General features: G+C 68.7%; 18 protein-coding genes and 5 pseudogenes. 15 read left to right on the top strand and 8 right to left on the bottom strand.

What is annotated here, in order from left to right:
- Positions 1–71 precede the first annotated feature (71 nt).
- Positions 72–1163 carry a sugar ABC transporter substrate-binding protein gene (locus OG522_RS35690; RefSeq protein ID WP_329467179.1) on the bottom strand — a complete coding sequence of 364 codons (1092 nt, stop codon included), beginning with the start codon at positions 1161–1163 and terminating at the stop codon, positions 72–74.
- A gap of 1105 nt (positions 1164–2268) precedes the next feature.
- Here OG522_RS35690 and OG522_RS35695 point away from each other — a divergent pair.
- From OG522_RS35695 to aspA, 9 genes and pseudogenes are all read left to right on the top strand, one after another.
- Complete coding sequence (locus tag OG522_RS35695; protein ID WP_329467180.1) at positions 2269–3690, top strand: non-reducing end alpha-L-arabinofuranosidase family hydrolase; 1422 nt, start codon at positions 2269–2271, stop codon at positions 3688–3690.
- 109 nt (positions 3691–3799) lie between these two features.
- Entirely contained in the window at positions 3800–3997 is a 198-nt protein-coding gene (locus OG522_RS35700) for a helix-turn-helix domain-containing protein (protein WP_329467181.1), read from the top strand.
- A 133-nt stretch (positions 3998–4130) separates the two neighbouring features.
- Complete coding sequence (locus OG522_RS35705) at positions 4131–4559, top strand: MarR family winged helix-turn-helix transcriptional regulator (RefSeq protein ID WP_329467182.1); 429 nt, start codon at positions 4131–4133, stop codon at positions 4557–4559.
- A gap of 3 nt (positions 4560–4562) precedes the next feature.
- The gene (locus OG522_RS35710) at positions 4563–5588 is read left to right on the top strand and encodes an NADP-dependent oxidoreductase (RefSeq protein ID WP_329467183.1); all 1026 of its coding nucleotides are present in this window, start codon (positions 4563–4565) and stop codon (positions 5586–5588) included.
- Between the two features lie 71 nt (positions 5589–5659).
- Positions 5660–6154: pseudogene (locus OG522_RS35715) on the top strand (transposase); the annotation flags it as partial.
- A gap of 334 nt (positions 6155–6488) precedes the next feature.
- Positions 6489–7166, top strand: coding sequence for a FadR/GntR family transcriptional regulator (locus OG522_RS35720; RefSeq protein ID WP_329467861.1), 678 nt, complete (start codon positions 6489–6491; stop codon positions 7164–7166).
- Positions 7163–8620: an amino acid permease gene (locus OG522_RS35725; protein WP_329467184.1), complete on the top strand. Its 1458-nt coding sequence runs from the start codon at positions 7163–7165 to the stop codon at positions 8618–8620. The genes OG522_RS35720 and OG522_RS35725 overlap by 4 nt, the downstream gene beginning before the upstream one ends.
- An 11-nt stretch (positions 8621–8631) precedes the next feature.
- On the top strand, positions 8632–9645 hold the full coding sequence (locus OG522_RS35730; RefSeq protein ID WP_329467862.1) for an asparaginase: 1014 nt from the start codon (positions 8632–8634) through the stop codon (positions 9643–9645).
- Positions 9646–9685: 40 nt separating this feature from the next.
- A complete protein-coding gene (aspA, locus tag OG522_RS35735) occupies positions 9686–11098 on the top strand; it encodes an aspartate ammonia-lyase (protein WP_329467185.1) in 1413 nt (470 codons plus the stop codon).
- Positions 11099–11177: 79 nt separating this feature from the next.
- Here the strand turns inward: aspA and OG522_RS35740 are convergent.
- A pseudogene (locus OG522_RS35740) lies at positions 11178–12518 on the bottom strand (IS630 family transposase).
- 207 nt (positions 12519–12725) lie between these two features.
- A pseudogene (locus tag OG522_RS35745) lies at positions 12726–13906 on the bottom strand (IS3 family transposase).
- 419 nt (positions 13907–14325) lie between these two features.
- Here OG522_RS35745 and OG522_RS35750 point away from each other — a divergent pair.
- From OG522_RS35750 to OG522_RS35765, 4 genes and pseudogenes are all read left to right on the top strand, one after another.
- Positions 14326–14598, top strand: coding sequence for a hypothetical protein (locus OG522_RS35750; protein ID WP_329467186.1), 273 nt, complete (start codon positions 14326–14328; stop codon positions 14596–14598).
- Between the two features lie 306 nt (positions 14599–14904).
- Complete coding sequence (locus tag OG522_RS35755; protein WP_329467187.1) at positions 14905–15351, top strand: DUF6325 family protein; 447 nt, start codon at positions 14905–14907, stop codon at positions 15349–15351.
- 291 nt (positions 15352–15642) lie between these two features.
- Positions 15643–15829, top strand: a pseudogene (locus OG522_RS35760) (IS701 family transposase); the annotation flags it as partial.
- Positions 15830–16018: 189 nt separating this feature from the next.
- Positions 16019–17641, top strand: coding sequence for an MFS transporter (locus OG522_RS35765; protein ID WP_329467188.1), 1623 nt, complete (start codon positions 16019–16021; stop codon positions 17639–17641).
- Between the two features lie 494 nt (positions 17642–18135).
- Here OG522_RS35765 and OG522_RS35770 read toward each other — a convergent pair whose 3' ends face one another.
- The 4 genes and pseudogenes from OG522_RS35770 to OG522_RS35785 all read right to left on the bottom strand — a co-directional run.
- Positions 18136–18549 carry an SHOCT domain-containing protein gene (locus OG522_RS35770; protein WP_329467189.1) on the bottom strand — a complete coding sequence of 138 codons (414 nt, stop codon included), beginning with the start codon at positions 18547–18549 and terminating at the stop codon, positions 18136–18138.
- A gap of 45 nt (positions 18550–18594) precedes the next feature.
- Positions 18595–19428 (bottom strand): class II glutamine amidotransferase, encoded by an 834-nt coding sequence (locus OG522_RS35775; RefSeq protein WP_329467190.1) that lies wholly within the window; start codon positions 19426–19428, stop codon positions 18595–18597.
- Positions 19353–20054 (bottom strand): DUF2252 family protein, encoded by a 702-nt coding sequence (locus OG522_RS35780; RefSeq protein WP_329467191.1) that lies wholly within the window; start codon positions 20052–20054, stop codon positions 19353–19355. Before OG522_RS35780 ends, OG522_RS35775 begins: the two co-directional genes overlap by 76 nt.
- 345 nt (positions 20055–20399) lie before the next feature.
- Positions 20400–20840 (bottom strand): annotated as a pseudogene (locus OG522_RS35785) (PP2C family protein-serine/threonine phosphatase); the annotation flags it as partial.
- A 446-nt stretch (positions 20841–21286) separates the two neighbouring features.
- On the opposite strand from OG522_RS35785, the gene OG522_RS35790 reads away from it, so the two are divergent.
- Positions 21287–21931 carry a GAP family protein gene (locus tag OG522_RS35790; protein WP_329467192.1) on the top strand — a complete coding sequence of 215 codons (645 nt, stop codon included), beginning with the start codon at positions 21287–21289 and terminating at the stop codon, positions 21929–21931.
- 768 nt (positions 21932–22699) lie between these two features.
- Complete coding sequence (locus tag OG522_RS35795; RefSeq protein WP_329467193.1) at positions 22700–23929, top strand: IS110 family transposase; 1230 nt, start codon at positions 22700–22702, stop codon at positions 23927–23929.
- A 213-nt stretch (positions 23930–24142) separates the two neighbouring features.
- Here the strand turns inward: OG522_RS35795 and OG522_RS35800 are convergent, their stop codons facing one another.
- A complete protein-coding gene (locus tag OG522_RS35800; RefSeq protein ID WP_329467194.1) occupies positions 24143–26773 on the bottom strand; it encodes a M48 family metalloprotease in 2631 nt (876 codons plus the stop codon).
- Between the last annotated feature and the right edge of the window lie 34 nt (positions 26774–26807).

Raw genomic sequence — 26807 nt, forward strand, 5'->3', positions numbered from 1 at the left:
CAGTGTCCCGGGGCCCGCGGTGGGCGCGGTTCGAACCGCTGGTGATCGCTCGAACCGGCCGGTCGGGGTTGCTACTTGATGCCGGCCTCGGCGCACAAAGCGGCGTACCTGCCCGTGCACAGCTGCTCCTTGGTGGCGAAGCCGTCGTCGACAACGTCCTTGACGTTGTCCTTGTAGATGGCCACGGGTGTCTCAAGGACGGATGCGACCTCGCGCTTGCCCTTGGGGTCCTCCACCGTCGCGTTCGTCCCACCCTTCTTGCCCTTGGCCAGCGAGATCGCGAGCTTGGCGGTGGCGTCCGCCTCCTTCTTGACCGCCTTGTAGACCGTCATGCACTGGTCGCCCGCCAAGATGTTCTGCAGGCCCTGCACCGTGGCGTCCTGCCCGGTGACCGGGACGTGGCCGCTGCGGTGTTCCTTGCGCAGTACGGCGATGGCGGCGTTCCCGAGACCGTCGTTGGCGGCCAGCACGCCGCCGATCGTGGGCTGACTGGTGAGCATCTGCTCGAAGATGGTGCCGGCCTGGGCGTTGTCCCAGTCGGGAACTGACTGGTCCGGTCCCTTGACGTACTCGCCCGACTTGTACTTGGGGTTGAGGACGCTGTTGTAACCCTGGGCGAAGAGCGTGGCGTTGTTGTCGGTCGGTGAGCCGTTGAGCGTGGCGACGATCGGTTTACTGGCTTTCATGTCGCCCAGGCACTTGCTCAGGCCCTCGCCCTGCAACTTGCCGACCTCGGTGTTGTCGAAGCTGACGTAGTACTGCGCGGAGCCGCCGAGGGTGAGCCGGTCGTAGTCGATCGTGGCGACACCCTGCGACTTGGCCTTGTCCAGAACTGCCTTGCCGGTGCCGCTGTCGAGGTTGACGATCACCAGGACGTTGACCCCGTTGGTGATCATCTGGTCGGCGATGGTCTGGAACTGCTGCTTGTCACCCTGCGCGTTCTGGATGTCGTAGTCGACGCCTGCCGCTTTGAACGCCTCGCCGAGGTACTTGCGGTCCGCGGTCTCCCACCGGGCCGAGGACTTGCTGTCCGGGAGGATCACCCCGATCTTCGGCTTCTTCGTACCGGACCCGGAGCCGTTGCCACCCGACGAGGAGCCACACGCGGTGAGTGAACCGACCAGCGCCAGAGAGGCGGCGGTGAAGAGGAGTCCCTTGCGCATGGGGCAGGGTCCTTTCTGGTGTCACGACCGGAGGACCGGACGCACGGGGGAGAGGGGTGGAACGAGAGGCGGTCCAGGGCGAATTGCCGCAACTCGGATGACGCGGGCCGGTTGAATGTTGTGAGCGGGAACTTACGACGCTCCGGCGGCTCTCGCCAGATCCAGGGCAGGGCTATTTGTCATCGCCGATAACAATTAGGTGACGTCGTTGCTCCGCCGGGTGAACTGCCCTGCGTATGAAGGTGGTGGATGGCCGAAGTAGCACAACGGCGGTGCGGGAAGTGGTCGTTGGGCGACCGTATGGGCAACGGGCCGTCCTGGCGCCCGAGTCCGAGGCGATGACGCCCAATTGCGCCTCACCTCGGTGATCGGCAGCGCCGCCTGTCGGCAAGGGGGAGGTCCGTTCCCTCGGTCACGGAGGCTGCAAGGCCTCCGTCGGTGTCAGCGCAGGCACTGCGTCTGCCCCGCCACCCGGCGCCTCCCCATCGACGGAGGTCTCGCACGCGCCGCGACCTGCCCCCCGGTGGAGGACGACGTCTGCTGGGGTCGCGCGACGATCACACTCCAACCCGCCGCCGGGCAGCACCGCACGGTGACCGTGCGCGGCCTACCTGATCCGCCTCTCCCGGCGTGGCGAAAGTGTCGGCGCCGCCCCCCGGGCGCTTCGCCTCAACCTCGTCGCGGGCAACAACCGGATCGCCGCCACCTGTGAGACGAACCTGCGCTCCCTCGACGTGAAAACCGCGACGCGGTGGGCGTCCCGGTCACCCTCAGGGCGTGCGCCAACCCGGTCACGTTCGGCAGCGCGGCCGCGGCGGCCTCGACCGCATCCGGCTCGCCCCGGTCCACGGCTGAACCTTTCGGCCCCGCAATCGATTCAACCGCGAGGTATTGACGCGGTTGGTCAGCTCCCTATCATTCAGTTGCTCGATACTTCGATCGGCATTCGATATATCGAACGAACCGGAGTCGCTTCACTCGCACAGCCAAGCACCTCCGGCTCTCATCCTTGATGCTGCGGGGCATCGAGCGGCGGGCTGAAGCGGCCGGAGTGCCCCTGAAGTGGGCGAACGGAATCGCAAACTCAAGGATGAAGAGGTCCCCCATGCGTAGACGAAGTTCCCGCCGCGGAGGTCTGTCCGCGGTGCTCGCCGCCGTGGTCACCGTCCTGATCGCGTTAGCGGCGACGCTCGTCGCGGGCCCGGCGCAGGCCGCCACCACCGGAGCCTTGCGCGGCATCGGTTCCGGCCGATGCCTCGATGTGCCGAACTCAAGCCAGAGCGACGGCACTTACCTCCAGATCTGGGACTGCTCGGGCAACGCCAACCAGCAGTGGACAGCGACGGACAGCGGTCAGCTGACGGTGTACGGCAACAAATGTCTGGACGTTCCGGGCCATGCCACCGCGGCCGGCACCCGGGTGCAGATATGGAGCTGCAGCGGCGGTGCGAACCAGCAGTGGCGGGTGAACGCCGACGGCACGATCGTCGGTGTGGAGTCCGGCCTTTGCCTCGATGTCACGGGTGCCGGTACGGCGAACGGCACGGCGGGGGAGATCTGGACGTGCAACGGCGGCAGCAATCAGAAGTGGACCGGCCTGTCCAGGACGACCCCGCCGGGCGGTTCGTGTTCCCTTCCATCCACGTACCGGTGGACATCGACAGGGGTGCTGGCGCAGCCCGCGAACGGGTGGGTCTCGCTGAAGGACTTCACCACCGTGACGTACAACGGCAAGCACCTGGTCTACGCCTCGAACGTGTCGGGATCGTCCTATGGCTCGATGGCGTTCAGTCCGTTCACGAACTGGTCGGACATGGCGTCGGCCGGCCAGACCGGCATGAGCCAGTCCGCTGTCGCGCCCACGCTGTTCTACTTCGCGCCCAAGAAGATCTGGGTGCTTGCGTACCAGTGGGGTGCGTGGCCCTTCATCTACCGCACGTCGAGCGACCCCACCAACCCCAACGGCTGGTCCGCGCCGCAGCCGCTGTTCACCGGAGGCATCCCGGGCGCCGCCCCGATCGACCAGACCCTGATCGCCGACGACCAGAACATGTACCTGTTCTTCGCCGGTGACAACGGCAGCATCTACCGGGCGAGCATGCCGATCGGGAACTTCCCGGGCAGCTTCGGCTCCTCGTACACGGCGGTCATGAGCGACACGGTGAAGAACCTGTTCGAGGCGCCGCAGGTCTACAAGGTCAAGGACCAGAACCAGTACCTCATGATCGTCGAGGCGCGGGGTGCAAACGAGCAGCGCTACTTCCGCTCGTTCACTGCCACCAGCCTGAACGGTTCGTGGACCCCGCAGGCCGCCAGCGAGAGCAACCCCTTCGCGGGCAAGGCCAACAGCGGCGCCACCTGGACCAACGACATCAGCCACGGCGACCTGGTCCGCGACAACCCCGACCAGACCATGACCATCGACCCCTGCAACCTGCAGTTCCTCTACCAGGGCAAGTCCCCCACCGCGAGCGGCCCCTACGACCAACTGCCCTGGCGTCCCGGGGTCCTCACTCTCCAGCGCTGATCACTGCTGAGTCCAAGAGGTCGTAGACGAGAGGCCGTTCCCGAACGGCCTCTTTTCTTGCCCAGATTCAGTAGAGGTTGCTGCCACCGGCAGGCCAAAGGGTGCCGCTGTGTGCGCTCTTTCGACGAAGACGCGGACTTCGACGAATATTGCCGCCCGTCGGGGCTTCAGTCATGCGGCGGCCTTCAGTCGCGCCTTCCGGAACGTCTACGGCATGCCCCCTACGGCTTTCCGGAAGCAGTTCCTGGCCCCGACCGAGGATCGATGTCCCGCCCAGGGTGAGGGCGCGTCGGCGGCTCGATCCTGAAACATCTACAGCGCTTGAGGCCGAACGGCCGTGGGGAGTGGGCCGGTCGAAATGGCTTGCCGCGATCGGATCGCGCAGATATCGTTGAGTACTCATTGATATGTCAACATGATCTCGACGTATGAAGGACCTCATGGACCGGTCACAGAAGGCGGATGACCTCGCCCTCGCGCTGAGGCTGACCCGCGCAGCCGCGGGACTGCGGCGGCGGCTCGATGTGCAGGGGCTCTCCTTCCGGGAGTTCGCCGTCCTGCATCACCTCGCGCGGGCCCCCGAGCGGCGGCTGCGCCGTCTCGACCTCGTCGAGCTGCTCGGCATCACACCGTCCGGCGTGGCCCGGCTGCTGGCCCCGCTGGAGAAACAGGGGTACGTCGACCGCTGCCCCGACCCGCGCGACGCCCGGCGCGCCCTGGTCACCCTCACCGAGGCGGGAGCCACACAGGCCGAGGAAGCCACGGTCGTCGCCACCGACAAAGCCTCGGCGCTGTTCGGCCGGGCGCTCGGCGCCGCGGACCACAAGGCCTTCGCCACCCTGCTCCACCAACTCACGGAAGCGCTCTGACCCATGCCCCGCACAAACCGCCAGTGGATACTGGCCCACCGCCCCCAGGGCGACCTCGACCCGTCCCGTCCTGACTGCTTCGAGCTGCGCACCACGCAGGCGCCCCAACCAGGGCCCGGCCAGGCCCTCGTCCGCGTCGACTGGCTGAGCATCGACCCCACTCAGCGCGGCTGGCTGAACGACGGCCCCAACTACCGTGCGCCGGTCGGGCTGGGAGAAGTGATGCGCGGCGGCGGCGTCGGCGAAGTGGTTGCCTCGAACGCGCCCACGCTCCCCATTGGCACGCAGGTGTACGGCGAACTCGGCTGGCAGGACTACGCCGTCGGTACATCGGACGGCCTGTACGGCATCCACCCCGTACCACCCGGCGTCGAACCACGCCGCATGCTCGGCCTGTTCGGTGCCACCGGCCTGACCGCCTACTTCGGCATGACCGACGTGGGCCGCCCGAAGGCCGCCGAGACCGTCGTCGTCTCGGCGGCCGCGGGTGCCACCGGTGCGATCGCCGCCCAGATCGCGAAGGCGCGCCACGCACGCGTCATCGGCATCGCGGGCGGCGAACGCAAGTGCCGCTGGGCGGTCGAGACCGCCGGCCTGGACGCATGCATCGATCACATCAGCGACGACGTCCCGGCCGAACTGGCCCGCCTCGCCCCCGAGGGCATCGACGTGTACTTCGACAACGTAGGCGGTGATCTCCTGGAGGCGGTCCTGGACCGCCTGGCTCTGCACGCCCGCATCGTGGTCTGCGGCGCCGTCGCCTCCGGCTACCGGGGCGAGGCGCCCGCGACCGGGCCCCGCAACTACCTTCAACTCGGCCTGCGCCGAGCCCGCATGGAGGGCTTCGTCTTCCTCGACCACGTCGACCGCTTCCCCGAGGCGTTCGACGCGCTCGCCACCTGGTCCGAGAAGGGCGACATCGTCCTGGCGGAGTCCGTCGCGGAGGACCTCACGCAGGCGCCCGCCGCCCTCGCCGGGCTTTTCCGGGGCCACAACCTGGGGAAGCAGCTTGTCCGCGTACGCGGGTGACACACGCGCCGACTACCGCTGCAGGGGGTATCCGGCGGGAACGCGCGTCACGCCGGTTCGTCGAGCACGTCATGCGCGGTGCCCGCACTCGACCCAGAAGGGCCGCGCCACCGTCTACCGCGTTCTTGAACGCCACCAGAACACACCCGCGCCGTCGGCCCCCGGTGGGCAGTGACGTGCTGCCCTACGTCTATCAGGTCACCAAGTACGACCCTGCCGACCGCGACGATTACGGCCACTACGTCGGCACTGAGCCCGCGACCAGCGACCACGGGCCGGTCGAAGCCGCCTACCTGCAGGCCGTCGCCGCCTTCGTCGAGGACACCGGCGTCGACCAGCTGGCGATTCGCGAGCCGCAGCTCGGAGCCCTCCTTGAGCGCGTCCGCGCTGAACAGCCCACCGACGAGTGGAAGGACCGCTACGCAGCCAGAGCCGGGATCGAGGGAACCATCCACCAAGCCGTCGCCGTCAGCGGCATGCGCCGCACCCGCTACCGCGGCCGCGCCAAGACACACCTGGGCCACGTCCTGACGGCCGCTGCCGCCAACCTGATCCGGCTCGACGCATGTCGATGCCGAATTTGGTGTTGAAGAGTGACGCCGAGTTTTGGTGACGGCTGAGGGCCGAGTCTGTAGCGCAGCGGTTGTTTGGAGCGGGTTGCTGCTGTGATGTGTGCAGTCCCAGCAGCCGAAGCAACGGTGTCGTCGGGTGACGGCGGGGACGGCATCGGCGACTCGGTCACGGGCCGAGCCTAGGCGCCGGCCGGGCCGGTCAGCTGGGCTCGGTGGGTCTGGCTTCTTCCTGGCCCCTTGACAGTCCCGTCCCGTCACCCGGAGGATCACCCTCGTGAACCTGTCAGACAGCCAGACAGGTGGTACGAGGCTGCGGCGCGTCAGCGCCATGGAAGCGGTCCTCACCCACCTCCGTGGCGCCATCGAGCGCCGCGAATACGCGATCGGCGACAAGCTCCCCTCCGAGGCGGAGCTGTGCCGCACCCTGGAGGTCAGCCGCCCCGTGCTGCGCGAGGCCCTGCGAGCTCTGCAGACCATGGGGCTGACCGTCTCCCGGACCGGGAAGGGCACTTTCGTCGTCGCCAGCACCGTCGAGGACCCCACCTTCGGTGACTACGCGGCCAGCGACCTGCTGGAGGTGCGCCGACACGTCGAGATCCCGGTCGCCAGCTATGCGGCGCTGCGCCGCACCCCGGAGAACCTCGACCACCTGGCCCACCTTCTGGACCGGATGGAGCGGGAGACCGACACCACCGCATGGGTCGCGATGGACACGCTCTTCCACCTGGCCATCGCCGAGGCGGCCCAGAACCCGGTGTTCCGCCGGATCATCGAGGAGATCCGGGACGCGCTGGCCCGCCAGTCGGCCTTCCTCAACGAGCTGGGCGGTCGGCGCGAGCAGTCCAACCGCGAGCACCGGGCGATCGTCGAGGCGCTGATGGACGGTTCCCAACACGACGCGGTGGAGGCGATGGCCCACCACCTCGACCGCGTCGAGACGACCCTTACCGACATCGTGCGCCCCCAGGGCACGGACATCCCCACGGAAGGCAGACCTGAGACGTGAGCGAGCAGTCCCTGCAGGAAGAGTCCTCTCAGGCGGACATACGGACGTCGTCCGGTCACGTCGACGCCGGTGACGCGGGCTACCGCAAGTCCCTCAAGTCGCGGCACGTCAACATGATCGCCATCGGCGGCGCCATCGGCACCGGCCTGTTCCTCGGCGCGGGCGGCCGCCTCGCCGACGCCGGCCCCTCCCTCTTCATCGCGTACGCGGTCTGCGGCGTCTTCGCCTTTCTTGTCGTCCGTGCCCTCGGCGAACTCGTCCTGTACCGGCCTTCATCCGGCGCGTTCGTCTCGTACGCCCGGGAGTTCCTCGGTGAGAAGGGCGCGTTCACCGCGGGCTGGATGTACTTTCTCAACTGGGTGACCACCGGCATCGCCGACATCACCGCCGTGGCCACCTACACCCACTACTGGGGCCTGTTCTCCGACATCCCGCAGTGGGTGATCGCGCTCGTCGCCCTGGCCGTGGTCCTCACCGTGAACCTCATCTCGGTGAAGTTCTTCGGCGAACTGGAGTTCTGGTTCGCCATCGTCAAGGTCAGCGCCCTCGTGATCTTCATGGCGATCGCCATCTTCCTGCTGGTCACCCGGCACCCGGTCGACGGCACCACCCCCGGCCCGTCGCTGATCACCGACCACGGCGGTGTCTTCCCCAACGGCGTGTTGCCGATGCTGCTGATCATCCAGGGTGTCGTCTTCGCCTACGCCTTCGTCGAGCTGGTCGGTGTCGCGGCGGGAGAGACCGAGAACCCCGAGAAGATCATGCCGAAGGCCATCAACTCGATCATGTGGCGCGTCGGCCTGTTCTACGTCGGCTCGGTCGTCCTGCTATCGATGTTGCTGCCCTGGAACACGTACTCCGCAGGCCAGAGCCCGTTCGTGACGGTCCTCTCCCACATCGGTGTCCCGGCGGCCGGCGGCGTGATGAACCTCGTCGTGCTCACCGCGGCCATGTCCTCGCTCAACTCCGGCCTGTACTCCACCGGGCGCATCCTGCGCTCCATGGCGATGTCCGGCTCGGCACCGAAGTTCACGGGCGTGATGAGCCGCACCCAGGTCCCCTACGGCGGCATCCTGCTCACCAGCGGCATCTGTGTCCTCGGCGTGGGCCTCAACTTCGTCGTCCCGGCGGACGCGTTCGAGATCGTGCTCAACTTCGCGGCGATCGGCATCCTGTCCACTTGGGGCATGATCATGATCTGCCACCTGCTGTTCTGGCGGAAGACGCGGTCAGGCGAGCTGTCCCGGCCGAGCTACCGTCTGCCCGGCTCCCCGTGGACCGAGATCGTCACGCTCGGCTTCCTCCTCTCCGTATTCGTCCTGATGTACGCCGACGGCGGCGCCAGCCGCACCACCGTGCTGTGCCTGCCGCTGATCATGGCTGCCCTGGTGGCCGGCTGGTACGGCGTACGCGGGCGGGTCGCCCGTACAAAGTCCTCCAAGGTGAATGTGTGAACCACGCAGTGTTGTACGGAAGTCCGGTGGCTCAGGCTCCTGTGATCCGGGAACCCCTCCACGCCCCGGTCGCCCACCTCATCCGCGGAGGAGTCGTCGAAGGCACCCACTACGGCTCGGTCGTCTTCCTCGGCGCCGACTCGACCGTGGAGCTCCAACTCGGTGACATCGAAGCCGCCTTCTACCCGCGCTCGGCGCTCAAACCGCTGCAGGCGGTGGCGATGGTGAGGGCGGGGCTGCCGCTCGACGGGGAGCTACTGTCGCTGACCGCGGCCAGCCACTCCGGCGAGACACGTCACCTCGCCGGCACCCGTCGCATCCTGGAGCTGGCCGGGGTCCGTGAGGACGACCTACGCAACATCCCGGACCTTCCGTACGACCCGGTTGTGCGCGACACCTGGGTGCGCGAGGGGCGCCTGCCGTCCCGGCTCGCGCAGAACTGCTCCGGCAAGCACGCGGCCATGCTGTACACCTGCGAGCGCAACGGCTGGTCGCTGCAGGACTACCTAGACCCCACCCACCCCCTCCAGCGGGCCATCGCCGAGACCGTCGAGGACCTCACCGGCCAGGCGATCGCCCGGGTGACCGTCGACGGCTGCGGCGCGCCCCTGTTCTCCGTCTCGCTGCACGGGCTCGCGCGCGCCGCGGCCCGGATCATCACCTCGCCGGCCGGCACCCCGGAGGCCCGGGTGGCCGACGCGATGCGCGAGCACGCCGAGATGGCCTCGGGCTCGGGGCGCGACGCCGCCGCGCTGATGCGCGCCGTACCCGGGCTCCTCACCAAGGACGGCTTCGAGGGTGTCCAGGTCGTCGCCCTGCCGGACGGCCGGGTCATCGCCGTGAAGATCTCCGACGGGGCGAACCGGGCGCGCATACCGGTCGTTGCCGCGACCCTGGCCCGCGCCGGCATCGACCCGGCGGCTCTCGCCGAGTTCGCGGGTGAACCGCTGCTCGGAGGCGGCAAGCCGGTCGGCAGCATCCGGCCGGTCCGCGCGCTCTCTCCGCTCTCCCCGACGCAAACCTGACCGAGCGAATCGTCCACCTCCGAAAGAAGCCCTCACAGCCATGACCTCCGCAGCCCACCGCAGCGAACACGACCTGCTCGGCTACCGCGATGTACCCGCCGAGGCGTACTGGGGCATACACACCCTGCGCGCCAAGGAGAACTTCCCCATCTCGGGGACGCCGATCTCCGCGTACCCGCACTTGATCGATGCCCTCGCCGCCGTCAAGGAGGCCGCCGCCCTCGCCAACGAGGAACTCGGCCTGCTGGAGCCGGAGAAGGCCGCCGCCATCGTCGAGGCGTGCCGCGAGATCCGCGACGGCAAGCTGCACGACCAGTTCGTCGTCGACGTCATCCAGGGCGGCGCCGGCACCTCGACGAACATGAACGCCAACGAGGTCGTCGCCAACCGAGCGCTGGAGTTGCTCGGCCACACCAGGGGCGAGTACCAGCACCTGCACCCGAACGAGGACGTTAACCTCGGCCAGTCCACCAACGACGTCTACCCGACCGCCGTCAAGATCGCCACGGTCTTCGCGGTGTGCGGTCTGGTCAAGGCGATGGCCGTGCTCCAGGACGCCTTCGCCCGCAAGGCCGTCGAGTTCCGCGACGTCCTGAAGATGGGCCGCACCCAGCTCCAGGACGCCGTGCCGATGACGCTGGGGCAGGAGTTCTCGGCGTACGCGGTCATGATTGACGAGGACCGCAGCCGGCTGGCGGAGGCCGTCGAGCTGATCCAGGAGATCAACCTCGGCGCCACGGCGATCGGTACGGGCCTCAACGCCCCAGCCGGATACGCCGAGTCGGCGCGCCGCCACCTGGCCGGGATCACCAGCCTTCCGCTGGTGACGGCCGCCAACCTGGTCGAGGCCACCCAGGACTGCGGTGCCTTCGTGCAGATGTCCGGCGTGCTCAAGCGGATCGCCGTCAAGCTATCCAAGAGCTGCAACGACCTCAGGCTGCTGTCGTCCGGGCCGCGCGCGGGCCTGAACGAGATCAACCTGCCGCCGGTGCAAGCCGGTTCGAGCATCATGCCCGGCAAGGTCAACCCGGTGATCCCAGAAGTCGTGAACCAGGTCGCCTTCGAAGTGATCGGCAACGATGTCACCATCACCATGGCTGCGGAGGCCGGGCAGCTCCAGCTGAACGCTTTCGAGCCGGTCATCCTGCACTCCCTCTCCAAGAGCATCATGCACCTGGAGCGCGCCTGTCTGACCCTCGCCGAGCGGTGCGTCGCCGGGATCACGGCGAACGAGGCGGAACTGCGGGCCGCCGTGGAGAACTCCATCGGCCTGGTCACCGCCCTCAACCCACACATCGGCTACGAGGCGGCCACTGGCATCGCCAAGGAGGCCCTCGCCAGCGGGCGCGGCGTCGCCGAACTCGTACTGGAGAAAGGCCTGTTGCCAGCCGAGCGGCTGCAGGCGCTGCTACGGCCCGAGGTGCTCGCGGGCAGCGGTTCGCCGAAGCTCTGACCCCAGCCGCCGGGCGGGTAGAACGCCCCCGGGCCGTTCTTCTAGTGTGATGCACCAGAAATGGAGCTCTAAGTAGCTTTCATATATGGGTGGTTGGGGGGTTGATTTTGGTGAGGTAGTCGGCGAGGGAGTTGAGGATCTCGTCAGCGGTCCTGGTCCAGGTGAAGGGTCTAGGGTCCTGGTTCCACTGCTCGATCCAGGCTCGGATGTCGTCCTCCAGAGCTTTGACGGAAGTGTGGACGCCGCGGCGGATGAGTTTGTCGGTCAGCAGCCCGAACCACCGCTCGACCTGGTTCATCCAGGAGGAGCCATAGGGGTGAAGTGGACGTGGAAGCAGGGGTGTTTGCCCAGCCACGTCTTGATCTCGGGGGTGTTGTGGGCGGCGTAGTTGTCGCACACCAGGTGCACGTCCAGGCCGGTGGGCACGGCCTTGTCGATCCGGGTCAGGAACTTCTTGAACTCAACCGCCCCGTGGCGCCGATGGAGTTCCGATATGACCCAGCCGTCAGCGATGTTGAAGGCGGCGAACAGGCTGGTGATGCCGTGCCGGTAGTAGTCATGGGTGCGCCGCTCAGGCATGCCGGGCATCATCGGCAGGATGGGCTGGGAGCGGTCCAGCGCCTGGATCTGGGCCTTCTCGTCCACGCACAGGACCACCGCCTTCTCCGGCGGGTGGTGGTACAGGCCAACGACGTCGACGACCTCGGCCACGAACTGCGGGTCGGTGGAGAGCTTGAAGGCGTCCTGGAGGTGCGGCTTGAGGTCGAACTTCTTCCAGATCCGGCCGATCGTCGATTTCGGCAGGCCGCAGTGCTGAGCCATCGAGGCCCGCGACCAGTGAGTGTCCGTGCCCGGGGTGGACTCCAAGGTCGCGGTGAGCACGTCCTCGACTTGGTCGAGCAGGGTAGAGGGCGGCCGGCCGGCCGGGACGCGGCTCATCCATCAGCCCGTCCAGCCGCAGCCGGACGAACCTGGAGCGCCAGCGGTTCACGGTGTTGTGCGCGATGCCGAGTTCACCAGCGATCTCCTTGTTCGTCCCGCCGTCCGCGCACCGCAGCACGATCTTCGCGCGCAGTGCCAGGAACTGGGCGGTCTTCGCCCGTCGCGCCCAGCGCTTCAACTCCGCCCGCTCAGCCTCGGACAGCACCAGCGCCGGCTTGTGCCGACCTGGTCGCGGCTCGTCCACCAGACCGGCCAGCCGCCGGGCCACGAACCGCGAGCGCCACTTGCGAACAATCTCCGTGCTCATGCCGGAGCCCATTGCCACAGCGGTGTTTGACGCCCCGTCCGCACAAGCCAGGATGAGCCGGGCCCGCTCCGCCGCGCGAGTTGAGACTGCGCCGTCTGCCCAGCGCGACAACTCCGCCCGCTCCTCGAGGGACAGTACGACTTCGGCAGCACGAGGACCCCGAGACGTCATGAAAACAGCCTCCAGACTTGGAGCCGCCATTTCCGGTGCATCACACTAGCTCCAGCCGCACGATTCCGGTGATCCTTGGGCCGGCGCGGATGGCCGGGGGCGGCGGTTGCGTCAAAGCCCTGCAACTTCCGTATGGAAAGAGGAAGCAAGGCGATCTTCTCTGGCAAGGGCACTCGGGGCTTGACCCGGGATCGTGGACACCGGTAGTCATGCGGCGGCGGTCAGGGTAACTGATCGTTGTTCGAAGGCGTTCGGGCTGCTCTGGCCGATGCTGGAGTGCCTCCTTGTCTGGTGTTGTAGCGGGTGGCCCGTCGGAAGACTTCGAGGCGGGCCGCTCGGGCATGTGACCAGCGTTTCTTTCCCTGAAGCGTCTCGCGTTTCATGGTCCGCGTCGAACGACTCGGCGGCGGCGTTGTCCGCGCTCGTGCCCACCGCGCCGCGCGATCTGACCACGCCGAGGTCGGCGCAGACCTGGGCGAACTCCTTCGAGGCGTATTGCGCCGTTGTCGCTGTGAAAGGTGGCTCCGCGCAGGCCGTCGGCGTCCCGGGCCGCCGCCGCAGCCTTGAGCGCGTCGGTGACCAGCCCGGTGCGCATGTGGTCGGCGATCGAGCAGCCCGCCAGGCGTTTCGAGCACAGGTCCAACACCGTTGCCATGTAAAGGAATTGGCCGTTCACGACGGAGAGATAGGTTATGTCGCCCACGTACTTCGTGTTCGGTGTCTCGCAGTGAAGTCGCGCCGTAGCAGGTCGGGAACCGGTGTCGCCGATGGCTCGGGGATGGTGGTGCGGACCTTCTTGCGCAGGTGGAAGCCGACGATGCCCCACGCGCGCATGACCCGCGCGACGCGTTTGTGATGGACGCGTACTCCGGTGTCGCGCAGCTCGGCGGTGACCCGCGGGGCCCCGTAGGTGCCGTCGGACTCGGCGTGAATGGCGGTGATCCGCTCGGCGAGGTCGGCATCCGCCCGGACCCGCTCGGCCCGCGCCTCCGCGCCGGCGATCCACCGGTAGAACCCGGACCGGGAGGCGCCGGGTATCCGGCACAGCCGCTTGACGCCGAAGGCGCCACGGTGATCGTCAACGAACTGGAAGCGGCTGCTCACCAGCTGGTCTCCGCCGCAAAATACTTCGCGGCCCTCCGCAGGATCTCCCGCTCGAGTTCGAGTTCCTTCACTCTCGCCCGCAGCTGCCGGTTCTCCTTGTCCATTGCGCTGGCCTCGCCGGCGCCGGGCCGGGCGGCCTGCTCGGCGTCCCGCACCCAGGTGCGGAGCGTCTCGTGGTTGCCGCCCAGGTCCTCAGCCGCCGGCGCATACGTCCTACCCGGGCCGGCGTGGTACAGCGCGACGGCATCAGCCCGGAACTCAGGCGAGTACTCCGACGTCCCCAACGGGAACTCCTGCTCTTCGGATCCTCACGATCCAATGATCAGGGTGTCCACGATCAAGGGTTAACCCCCGTCCCTGCCACGGCGACTGACGGAGACGGGGCGGGCCTGCTCCCATCTGTCTCGGGGGTTCAAATCCCGTCGGCACCGCAGCCGACCAGGACGTACTACGGCGCACGGATCTGCCGCCTCGCCCCAGGTCCACAGAAGTGGTGCCCGCCATAGAGGGCAGCCGTGGCCCGCAGGACGTCTGCGGCGACATCGATGCCGTCCAGCCAGGCATTGCGCGGGAGCGCCGGACAAGGGCGGGGGTGTGCCGGGCGGGTGACAGGGCTCACGCTTGTGGCTGCGAGGGGGCGCGCCTGGCCTACGGGCGGCTGAGGATGGGGTTCCGTTGTGTCCCTCGTCGACTGGAGCGATTCATGTTGGAGCGCAGGCCGCGCAAGGACGGTACCGAGGTCACGTTCGTTCTGCCACAAGATGATCCGCCGGTGCCGGTGAGCGTGGTGGGGGATTTCAATGACTGGCAGCCCGGTGTCCATACGCTTCAGCCCCGCAAGGACGGCAAGCGGGCGGTCACGGTCGCACTGCCTGCTGAGACGACCCACTCTTTTCGCTATCTTGCGGCGGGCGACTACTGGTTCGACGAGGAGAGCACCGACCACGACGGCGCCAACAGCCGCCTGCGCATCTGACCCCCGCTGCGACCTGCGACATGGTATTCCCGGAAGGCCGGTAGGGCGGGTGTGGTCCTGCGGTGCGCTCGTGCCCGACAGGGTCCCGGCCCGCATCCGCTTCCCGTTTTCCGGGGCCGGCCGCGCACTGTACGAGCCGGGCCGCAGTCGGTGCCGTGTTCAGCGGAGGCCAGGCCTTCCGGACGCGCTTTCGAACCACACCCTCCTGTCGAACCTGGGAGTGGGACCGCATAGATAGAGCGTCCGGCCGCCGAAGAGGGCGCGGAACGCGAACGGCTAGTCATGGAGAGAACGGAAAGGGCAGACATGACATCACCGGACACCGACGAGCTGGGCCCGGTCGACTATCTGGTCGTCGAGTTCCCGCCAGCCACCTCGCGCTTCACGGGGGAGATGGCCGAAGAGCTCGACAAGCTGGTCACCTCGGGGATCATCCGGGTCCTGGACCTGGTCATTCTGACAAAGGGTGCGGACGGTGAACTCGACGTGCTGGAGGTCGATGACCTCGAAGACGCCGGTGAATTGCGCGCCGCGGAGGCGAAGCTGGCCGGCCTGCTCGCGGAAGAGGACATCGTGAACCTCGCCGCCGCGATGGAGTCCGGTACGACAGCCGGAGTACTGGTCTGGGAGAACGTGTGGGCGGGACCCTTCGCCTCCGCCGCACGCCGCTCGGGAGGCCAGCTCATCGCCAACGGACGTATTCCGATCCAGGCAATCCTGGCCTCCATCGAGGCCGACGAAGAAGGAGAATAAGATGCCCATCGGACCGATGCGCAGAGGGCGGCGCGGGGTCATCGGCGCCCCCGTCGCTCGCACAGCGGCCGTCGTCGGCACGGCAGCGGTCGTCGCCCACGGGGTCGGTCGCCGCAGTGACCGACGTGAGGACCGCCGGGACGACCGTCAAGACCGACGTGAGGACCGCCGAGACCGCCGCTGATCCGGAGCTGACTGCCGTCCAGGACGGCGTACGTTTCCTTCCGATTGTCCGCGGCGGAGGCAGGCTGGGAAGTGACGGTCGCGCAAATCGAAAACTGATCCGATGGGATAGTCGAGCTTCATGCTCGGTTTGCGGGCCGTTCTGGCAGGTCGGAGCCGCGTAGGCGGGCTCTCTGGACTACCTGCGCCCGTTGCTCGCGCTGCTGGAGAAGAAGAACGGGTGGACGCTGGCTGAGCAGGCTGGCCAGCGTTGCCCGGACGGGTCCGGCGGCTGCTGAACTTCGCCGACTGGGACTTCTGGCCGACAGCGGAGATTCCCAGCGCGAACGCCGACGCTGCAGGAGCGGTTGCATCTGCGCCTGAGGACGGGCAGGGCGGCGGGCGGCCGCCCCGGTCGCGGTGGCCGCCGCGGCGCCGCCTCTGTCCGGCTGACGGCGCGGCGGGTCGTCCCTCCGGTCGGGTCGGCGGCTGGGAGCATGCTTCCATGGCATCCCGGGCAGGCACGGCCGAGAGTTCGGCGTCGGCGAAGTCGCGAGTCGTCCTGGTGACGCTCGCGTCCGGTCAGTTCCTCATGGCGCTCGACAGCTCCGTCATGAACGTCTCCATCGCCACGGTGGCTGAGGACGTGGGCACTACGGTGACGGGCATCCAGGGCGCGATCACCGCCTACACCCTGGTGATGGCGATGTTCATGATCCCCGGCGGCAAGGTCGGGGCGCTGATCGGACGCAGGCGCGCGTTCATGATCGGCTGCTGCATCTATGGGGCCGGCTCTCTCACCACGGCGCTCGCGCCGAACCTGACCGTGCTGCTGCTGGGCTGGTCGTTCCTGGAAGGGGTCGGGGCGTCGCTCATCCTGCCCGCGATCGTCGCACTCGTCGCAGGCAACTTCTCCGTCGAACGCCGCCCCGCCGCCTACGGACTGGTCGTTGCGGCCGGGGCGATCGCGATCGCGGTCGGGCCTCTCGTCGGCGGTATCGCGACGACGTACTTCTCCTGGCGGTGGGTCTTCGCCGGGGAGGTCGTGGTGGTGCTCGGCATTCTCGTGCTCGCGCGCCGCATCACGGACGCCCCGCCCGGCGAACGCCGGAGCATCGACTTCGTGGGCGCGGTCCTCTCCGCGCTGGGGCTCGGGATCTTCGTCTATGGGGTGCTGCGGTCCGACGAGTGGGGTTGGTTCAAGCCGAAACCCGACGCGCCCGCGTGGCTCGGGGTGTCGCTGACAACGTGGCTGGTGCTGGCGGGTCTTGCGTTGCTCTGGATCTTCCTGCGCTGGGAAGCCAAGGTCGTCGAGCGGGGCGGAGATCCCCTGGTCGATCCCGGCATGCTGCAGAACAGGCAGCTCACCGGCGGCCTGACGATGTTCTTCTTCCAGTACCTCGTGCAGATGGGCGTGTTCTTCGTCGTTCCTCTCTACCTGTCCGTCGCCCTGGGCCTGTCGGCGCTGGAGACCGGTGCCCGTCTCCTGCCGCTCTCGGTGAGCCTGCTGGCGGCAGCCGTCCTGATCCCCCGATTCCTCCCCGACGTCTCACCGCGGCGGGTGGTACGGCTGGGGATCTTCGCGCTGCTGGCGGGAGCGGTGGTCCTGATGGCGGCGCTCGACCTGGACGCCGGCGCAGAGGTCGTCACCGTCCCGCTGCTGCTGATCGGGCTCGGCATGGGGGCGCTGGCCTCCCAGCTCGGGTCGGTCACCGTCTCCGCGGTGCCGCAGGCGCAGAGCGCGGAAGTCGGCGGCGTACAGAACGCCGTCACCAACCTCGGTGCCTCGATCGGTACGGCACTCGCCGGATCGATCATGATCGCCGCACTCACGACGTCCTTCCTGACCACCATCGAGGCGAACCCGGCGGTCCCTCCCAGCATCGCGAGCCAGGCGACCGTCCAGCTTCAGAGCGGCGCACCGTTCCTGTCCGATGCCCAGCTGAAGACCGCCCTCGACGACGCCGGCGTGAACCCGGAGCTGTCCCAGGCGGCGCTGGACGCGAACGCCGCGGCCAGGCTCGACGGCCTGCGCGCGGCGCTCGCCATCCTGGCCCTGGCCGCGCTCATCGCCCTGTTCTTCACCCAGCGGATCCCGTCGGCCCAGCCCCGATCGCCGCAGCCGTAGCCGCTGCCCGTGGGTGATCGCCCGCTCGACCCGGCCCCGGCGAGCCCGCCCAGCCACCGGTTCGCAGGGCCTCCTGCGGGTGGGGTAGAGCCATCAGGCGCGCATGCGGGGGCCGGGCGGGGCGCGCAGCACGGCGTCATGGCTGTGCTCTCGCCGAAGCCGAGTCGTACGCAGGCGCCCGCGCCCACTGCGCCGCGGCCATGCGCCCCCCCGTCGAAGTTCACGGGCGAGGAAGCGGCGCGCCCCGGGCCGCCTGGCGGCGACCACGAGGACAGCACCCGGTCCGCGCTGCCCCGGGAGCCCGAATGCGGGCCTTCCGCACCCGTCGGGGGCAGGTACGACCGGGCCGAAGGCCAGGATCGGCACTGGGCAGAGCGTGATGACCAGGCCGATGATGAGGCCGCAACCGGAGCCGGCGTAATCGGCAGAAACCGACGGGGTGTGCACCGCGTGCGACGGTTCCCACGGCTTTACTCCCTGACTCCGGCATTGGCTTAAGCCGCGAGAACCTTGGCCTTGGCCTGCTCGAACTCGGCAGGCGTGATGTCGCCCTTGTTCTTGAGCTCGGCGAGCCGGGCGAGCTCCTCCGCCTGACTGGCGCCTCCGGCGGTCTGCTGTACGTAGGAGCGGAACTCCTGCTCGCTGCGCCGGGCCCGTGCCAGCTCGCGTTCGCCCATCCCGCGACCGCGGGCGATCAGGTACACGAACACCCCGAGGAAGGGCAGGATGATCACGAAGATGGTCCACCCTGCTTTGCCCCAGCCGCCCAAGTCATCGTCGCGGAAGATGTCGCCGATGATCCGGAAGAGCAGCATGAACCAGAGCACCCATAGGAAGATCATCATCATGGTCCAGAACATGTTCAGCAGCGGGTAGTCCACGGCCAGGTCCAGCATCGACTCGTTCATGGCACGCCTCCGTATTGACTGCGGGCACAGACATCGATCGCGGCTTCAGGCCGCTTGAGGGGCGAAGGGGAGCAGCTCGTCCGCTCCAGGCTGCACGACGCCGTAGCTGCTCTCCGGCACCTCGTTCCAGGCACCGGGCAGGTCACCGAGGGGCTCGGACACGATGAGGCGGGTCTCGTCGGACACGCCCTGCAAGAACGCTGCGTCAGGGTGCAACTTGCGTAGGGTCTCCACACGGCTGCTGTAGAACAGGGATCTGGACTGTCCTTGGCTGGAGTAGCGGAAGGCCCAGACGCGCTCGCCGTCCGTCACGGCGACCGTCATCTGGAGCGGGAACTCCACGCCCTGCTCACGCCCGATGCGCTCCACGACCTCTGCCATCCGCGCCACGGCGCCGGGCGGGTCCTGGTCGAGGCCGAAGGTGACGGCGAGGTAGAACATCATCTCGGAGTCCGTCGTTCCCTCGATGTCGTTGAACAGTGCGGGGTCGACGAGCAGGCAGAGTTCCCGGCGTATGAGATGGAACCCGGCGATGGACCCGTTGTGCATCCATAGCCAGCGGCCGTGCCGGAAGGGGTGGCAGTTCGTCTGCTGGACCGCCGTTCCGGTCGACGCCCGGATATGGGCGAAGAACAGCGGGGACTCGACATGGTCCGCGATCTCCCGCAGATTGCGGTTGTTCCAGGCGGGCCCCACGTCCCGCAGGACCGCCGGAGTAGCGCAGTTCTCCGTGTACCACCCGACGCCGAACCCGTCGCCGTTCGTCGTCTCCACACCCAGCGTGGAGTGCAGGCTCTGATCGATCAGCGAGTGCGCCGGCTTGTACAGGATGGTGTCGAGCAGAAGAGGCGTGCCCGAGTACGCGAGCCATCGGCACATGAATGATCACCTGTCTCGTTCTCCGCCACGGTATGGGACTTGCCCGCTCCTCTCGCAGAGGCCGACACTCGCCCTGTCTCCGGACGAGCCGGGAACGGTGTCGGCGGACCGACCAGCAGTCCCATGATCCGCGCCTCGGCGCTGCAATGCATGCTGAACCCGCTGCGCGGCGTCTCCGCCAGGTCCGCGGCCGTGACGACGGCGCCCCCGCGGTGGAAGCGGAACGGGGCTTCGCTTGTCCTGCCGCAGCGGATCGGCACCAGCTCCGACGCCTGCCTCGCGGACTGCGGCGGGGGCTCGAATGCGGCGTGAGTGCGCTTGGCCGCGCCTTCAGCTGCCGCGCGACTGGATTGCTGCGTGGGGCCCTCCCGCCGACACAGCTCGCGCAGATGCCGGCGGCCGTGGCATCGGGGTTGACCCGGGCCTGCCTGCTCGTCCATCGGCCTCTGCCTCACGATGCCGTTCCTGCTGGTCGGACCGCTCGATCGGCAAGAGTGCTCATGCGAGCCGTCGCGACCGGCGTGCTCCGGGCCGATACCGTGACGGTCTTCCACGCCGTCTCCTCCGGAAGGTTTATGCCTCCGGCCACGAGCACGCGCCCGTTCGCCAGGTGTCGTCTCTGCCATCGTTCGGAACCGGGATCGGGCTACTGATCATCATGAGCGGGGCAACCGGCATGATGTGGCACGACTGCATGTCCCTGCAGGCAGCAGTCATCCGGCCGGGGCAGGCATCATGACCACCGGCGCTGGCGGGATTCTCCAAGCACCAGGGAACACGGCGTCTGTTCGGCAGGTTCGTTTGGACCGTGCTGCGTGTACTGGTCTCGGTCGCCACGCTGCTGACCAGAGGACCGCCGTCGCCACCTCCCTTCCCGGTACCCGGCGCTGCGGGCCGTCGAGGTGCCGGCCGTCAGCATGCGGCAGAGCAGGGAGCGGACGAATGACCTCGCGCTTTTGCCAGTTCGCACATCAAAGGCGTACGACGGCGAGGGCGATGTCGTCGCGGGCGCCGCCGACGACGCCGAGCTGCCCAAGCAGCGTTTCGACGAGCCGCTCCGGGCCCAGGCCGGCGAGGCCGCCCAGGGCCGTAGTGAGGCGGTTCAGGCCGGAGTCGATGTCCTCACCGCGGCGTTCGATCAGCCCGTCCGTATAGAGGACGAGGGTGTCGCCCTGGTGAAAGGCGGTGCCCGACTGGGGACGGGGGACGTGCTCGGGCCGGGCTCCCAGCGGCGGGTCGGTGGCCTGGTCCAGCAGCTCGCAGGTGCCGTCTGTGTGCAGCAGCACCGGCGGCGGATGCCCGGCGCTGGAGTAGATGAGCAGCTTGGAGCGGGTGTCCACGAGCACGGTGACCGCGGTCGCCGCGAGTGCCCCGTCGACGGAGCGGGCGTACATGCCCAGCACCTCCAGGGCACTCGGCAACGCACGCGGATCACGTCTTGCAGGCCAGCGGTAGCCCACGGCAGGCGGTGAAGGCAGCCCGCTCGGCGGGCGGGAACGGCAAGGTGGGCTGTCGCGGTCTGGCGTCGGTCGCGAGGTGCAGGTGCATCGCTGCTCTTGCTGGGAAGCATGATCATCCCCGAGTACGGTCACACGTGCACCACGCACGGCCCCGGCATCGGCGGGCGGTTCCCAGGGGGCAGTACGGTCGCGTGAGATGCCCGGCGACCACCTCGTGATCCAGATCGGCGCGCACGCGGGTAGACCGTTCGGGGGCACCAGCGTGGCTGGCTTGACCCTTCAGGACCAGGAGCCGCAGAGTCGACCATGCGGGTACCAACGCCCCGTCCTCCGGCACACCCGTGCACAACACCCGTCCCGACCCCGGGCGGGTCTGACCTCTGGGAGCGGTTGTGCCGATGGTCGTCGACCTGCTGGTGATCGGCACTGCCATCACCCTCGGACCGCTACACAACAGCGCCTTCATCCTCCTGCTCGCATCACGCCGCGGTGTGCGCAAGGGCCTCGTCTTCCTGCTGTCCTGGCTGGCGAACCTGGTCGCGGTGGTCGCATGCGTCGTGCTGCTGACCGGCGGGACGCCGCCCGACCACCACAGCACGCCGTCAACCGCCGCCATCGCCGCCAAGCTGGCGATCGGCGCCGGTCTCCTGCTGTTCGGCGGCTACCGGCTCCGGCAGTCGCCGCGCCCGTACCGGCCGCCGAGCTGGACGGCCCGCATCGACAACGCCTCTCTCGGTACCGCCGCCGCACTTGCCTGGCTCGTCCAGCCGTGGGCCCTGGTGGGTGCCGGCGCCGCCACAGCCGTCGACGCCGACTTGTCCTCCCTCTCCGACTGGCTGGCCCTGAGCGGCTACTGCCTCCTGGCCACCCTCAGCCTTCTGGTTATGGAGTTGTCTACCGTGTGGGCGCCAGATTCCGCCCAGGCTCGGTTGCACGCTCTGCGGACTTGGCTCGAGCATCATCAGGACCAGCTGATCGTCACCCTCTCGCTGCTCGCCGGTCTCTGGCTGATGGGCAGCAGCATCTACGCACTTGTTGCCTGAGCTTGTTCCTTTAGAAGCCGTATTCCTATCGATCATGAGGGCGGTTCTGATCGAACTGGATCCCTGGTCGGGTGATCTCGGCCGGGTGGATGCATGAGAACAGGGCCCCTTGGTAGCTCGGGGTTGCGACGCCACTCGTGTACCAGGAGGCCCTAATTCCTTGGTAACAGCTCCGGTGGTGCTTCCCGAAGGGGCCCGGAGCGTTCGAGTACGGGACTGCGGCGTCTTTCTGGAACCCGGCACACGAGGCCTCACCTGAGAGCGACGCGCAACCTCGTACTCGAGAGCGCCTGGGCATGATGACTTACGTCTTCCCGGGTGTTCTCGGTGGTGGCCACGTGGGCGCCGGGCGGACGCCTCAGGAGGCCCGGGCCTCGACGTCTCACAACAGAGCGGCGGCGTCCAGCGTCTCCGTGGCCGCCACCGGGTTGGTGTCGGCGTTCGTCGGCACCGGGCAGACGCCTTTGCTAGACCCGGCCTTGATGCCTTGCGCTAGAGCGGCGGTGCCCGACGCCGTCGAGCGTCAACACCCTTCATGCGCCTGCTCGTTGCTGTTTGTGGTGCGAGCCCACTACACGGTGACCTCTTGATATGCCCGAGCCCCCTGAGCTCTCGCATAGACCGAGGCCCGCGTGGTGCGCTGGTGCCACGAACGGCTAGTGAGGTGGCGGACCGGCCGCATGGGTCGAGTCCTGGAATTAGGTCGCTGCGTGGCCCGCATGCGCTCGTGACCAGCGCAGACACCCCGCGCCATGGGAGGGAAACATCTTGATCTACTGCGGCATCGACTGGGCCGAAAAGACACACGACGTCGCCCTGGTCGACGACACCGGCCAGCTGCTGGCCAAGCGGCATATCACCGACGACGCGGTCGGCTACAAGATCCTGCTGGACCTGCTCGCCGAGTACGGCGACACTGAGCAGGACCCGATCCCGGTCGCGATCGAGACGTCCCGCGGCCTACTGGTCGCCGTCCTGCGGACCGGCAAGCGCAAGGTGTTCGCGATCAACCCTATGGCGGCGGCCCGCTACCGTGACCGCCACTCGGTCTCGCGCAAGAAGTCCGATCCCGGCGACGCGCTCGTGCTGGCGAACATCCTGCGCACCGACATGCACGCCCACCGGCCGCTGCCCGATGACAGCGACCTGGCCCGGGCGATCGCCGTCCTGGCGCGCGCTCAGCAGGACGCCACGTGGAACCGGCAGCAGATCGCCAACCAGCTCCGCTCACTCCTGCGCGAGTACTACCCCGCCGCCCTGGACACCTGCGCTACCTGGGCGAACGGACTGTGCCGGCCCGAGGTCCGTGAACTCCTCAAGGCCGCACCGACACCCGCCAGAGCCGCGCGCCTGACCCGGACGCAGATCCAGGCCGCGCTCAGGAGAGCTGGCCGTAAGCGCGGCATCGCCGCAGAGGCCGACCGGATCCGTGATGTCCTCCGCGTTGACTACGCCCACCAGCCGCCCCTCGTTGAAGAGGCCCTCGGCCAGCAGATACTCGCCCTCCTCATCCAGTTGGAGGCCGCCTGCACGGCCGCCGACGATCTCGCCCAGGCGGTGGACGAGGCTTTCCCTCAGCACCCGGACGCTGACGTGATCCTGAGCTTCCCCGGGCTCGGCACTCAGCTCGGCGCCCGGGTCCTCGCCGAGATCGGGGACGACCACGAGCGCTTCGCCGACGCACGCGGCCTGAAGGCGTACGCAGGCTCCTCGCCCATCACCAGAGCATCCGGAAAGAAGTCCAGCATCACCCGTCGCTGGGTCAAGAACGACCGCCTCAACCACGCCGGCTACCTCTGGGCGTTCTCCGCGATCACCGCCTCTCCCGGAGCCAAGGCGCACTACCGGCGACGGCGAGATGACCACGGAGACTGGCACGCGGCGGCCCAGCGCAACCTCTTCAATCGCATGCTCGGCCAGCTCTACCACTGCATCCAGAAACACGAACTGTTCGACGAACACACCGCGTTCTCCGCCCAACTCACCGCCGCGGCTTGACTCGTAGCACGCCGCGGCTTGACTCGTCGCACCGTGAGGTGTCTGTTGTCCCAGCCTTGCGTGACGGTCCCGGCGTGACTGGAGGGCCGCGGCGGGATGCCCGAGGGCTACTGCCACCGACGAACTCCACGCCCGCTCGGCGCAGGGAGCGGCCCGAACGCGCCCGGGCCCGGCTGATACCCGGTAGCTTCGCGTGGCCAGGCCGGAGCCCGTTCACGGCTTCCCTTCGCCTGCCCGCTTCAGCTCGGCGATCCGGGCGTCGACCGCCTTGTCGTAGCGCTGGGCTGCGTAGATCTTTCCGAAGGACGTACGGAAGGCGTCGTGCGCTTCTTTCATGCGGCCGGCGGTCAGATGGCCGAGGGCGGTCCGGCAGTCGAGGGTGGATTGCGCCGCGTTGAGCATGAAGGACTGCCACTGGTTGTTGCCCTGAGGATCGGGGACGTCGAAGTACAGGGCGGCGTCCGTGGCGGTTTGGCCGATGCTTTCGCATATGGGGCGGACCTGGACCAGCGTGGTGAGGGGCTCTTTGTGGGCGGCGGCCGTCTGTACGATCGCGATGATCCGGTCCTGGTCCGCGGTGAACCGGTCCAGCAGCGCGTACCCGCCGACGTGTCCCCAGGCCTGTACCTGCCGCGACTTGGTACGAGGCGTTACGGGGTCGGATGCGGGCTGGGGCGACATTCGTCTGAACTGTGACTGCATGGCCCGCGCAGTGCTGCCGGCCAGCTGGCTACCGCTCCGGGGGATGTGGGCCAGCCGGTACACGGCTTCGCCGGAGAGGACGGCGAGCGCCAGAAGACACGCCGCCGCCGGGAACAGCCGCCGGACACCCGGCCTTCGAGCGGGCTGCGGGCCCGTACCCGCCCCGTCCGCCGCCCGGTGAGCCGCCCGGTGAGCCGCCCGCATCCCGTTCATCACCGACACCGCCGCTGCCACGATGACGGAGGCGACCGTGGCGGTCATCATCGTGAAACCCACGATCTGGTGGAGGTCCCCCCACTGGAGCAGGACGCGGGAGGGGCGCAGGTCGCAGGAGGCGCTGGATACGCTCAGCGGGCCGACGCAGCCGTCGAAGAGCAGCAGGACCACCGGACCGGCCATCCCCACCAGCACCGTCGTCTGCGCTGCGATGAGGGCGGCGAGCAGCCGGTACCGGCGTGCCGCCAGGGCGGCGACGACGGAGGAGACCACCGCCAGGGTGACCAGGGTGAGCCAGAGCCAGGCGAGCACCAGCAACCACGCCAGCTGGGTGTTCCACGTGGGCGCGCGGGACAGCCCGGCCCACGGGCCCGCCAGGACGGCCGGGACGACGGCCCAGGCGGCCAGGCCGCCCAGCAGTCCCGGCAGGAGTACCCGCCGCAGCCGGGGCGGTTCCTCCACGGGCGGCTCCGCCGCGCCCTCGATGTCGCCCATGGAGTCCCGTGTCCAAGGCCGCACGGCGGGGGGCCGGCGGGCCGCCCAGGCGGCCAGCGACACGATCCCCAGGCTCCCGGTCCCGATCGCGACGAAGGGCAGGCTGTTCAGGATCAGGATGAACGGATAGACGACGGAGATCCCCGCCAGCATCGTGCGGTGGTCCGCCGCCGGGCCGGGATAGGTCTGCGCCAGCATCTGCTTGATCCCCGCAGTGTCGTACCACCACCCGGTCCCGAGCGCCGCGCCATTGCCGTACCACCACGCGAACCACTGCCACAGGGCCAGACCCCCGGCCGCCAGCCCCACCGCCAGCACCGGGCGCAGGGTGCGGCCCCGCCACGTCTTTGCCCACAGCTCGGCGCACTGTGCGGTCCACCACGCGAAGGCGGGACCGCCGAGCAGGAACGCAACGAGCAGTGCGTTCCGGCTGGGGAAGAACTGCGCGATCGTGCCCTGGCCCGCGATCAGCGAGCCCGCGGCCATCCCGGCCCCCAGCCACAGCCCCGCCCGGGGCCCCGACGGCGGACGTCGCCCGGTCAGCACGGCGTGCACCACCGCCCGCCACAGGACGGTCCCGGACACCCCCGTGACCAGCCCTGCGGCCACCAGCCCGGCCAGGTGCGGGGCGAGCAGCCCGTTGGACCCGTGTTGGTAGGCGCCGATTGCCATGGACAACTGGGAGCCGATCAGCACTGCAGATGCGCCGGTCAGGAACAGCGGCAGCCCTGGTACGCCGTACACGGGGGCCGCGTCAGCCAGCGCGCCCCGGCGCAGGTCCCAGCGCGGATGGGTGCGCCACAGGGCGGCGAACGAGCCGAGCACGCGAGCCGCCGCGCCGCCGGTGCCGGGGGACGCCGCGACGTGCCAGCCACCCGGGTCCGCTCCCCAACGCACTGCCGTGCGGTCGGCGTGGACCTCCCGGCTGCGCAGCACGTCCGCCCGTGCGAGGTACACCAGTACCACGAGGACGCCCACCTGCAGGACGCTCCGCGACGTCTGCGCCAGCGGGGGACTGCTCGCCCCAGCCACGCCGACCAGATACATGGCGAGACCGGTCAGATACGGCGGCGCCACCAGCACGAGGAACACCCGCCAAAGCGCGACCGTCGCATAGGTGAGGGTGACATCGCCGTTGCGGACGTGAGCGAACTCGTGCAGCAGCACCGCCTGAAAGCCCTTCGGGTCCCGGTGGCGGCGGGCGAGGAGACCGCCGTGCAGACACACCACCGGCCGTCCGTTGCGGCCGAACACCAGGGCGCCGACGGACGCTGCCGCCGGATCAACCACAAGGCGCGGCAGCCGGGTCAGCCCGGCCACCGCCGCGACCTCCTCCAGCACCTTCCCGACGGTTCCGTCGCCGTCCACCACCGCCAGCGGCACCACCCGGCCCCGCCGCGCCTTCCACACCGGCAGCCAGAAGAACAACACGCAGGCCGCCGCGCACACCACGGCGAGCCAGGAG

It is taken from the genome of Streptomyces sp. NBC_01431, from assembly GCF_036231355.1.
GTDB lineage: Bacteria > Actinomycetota > Actinomycetes > Streptomycetales > Streptomycetaceae > Streptomyces.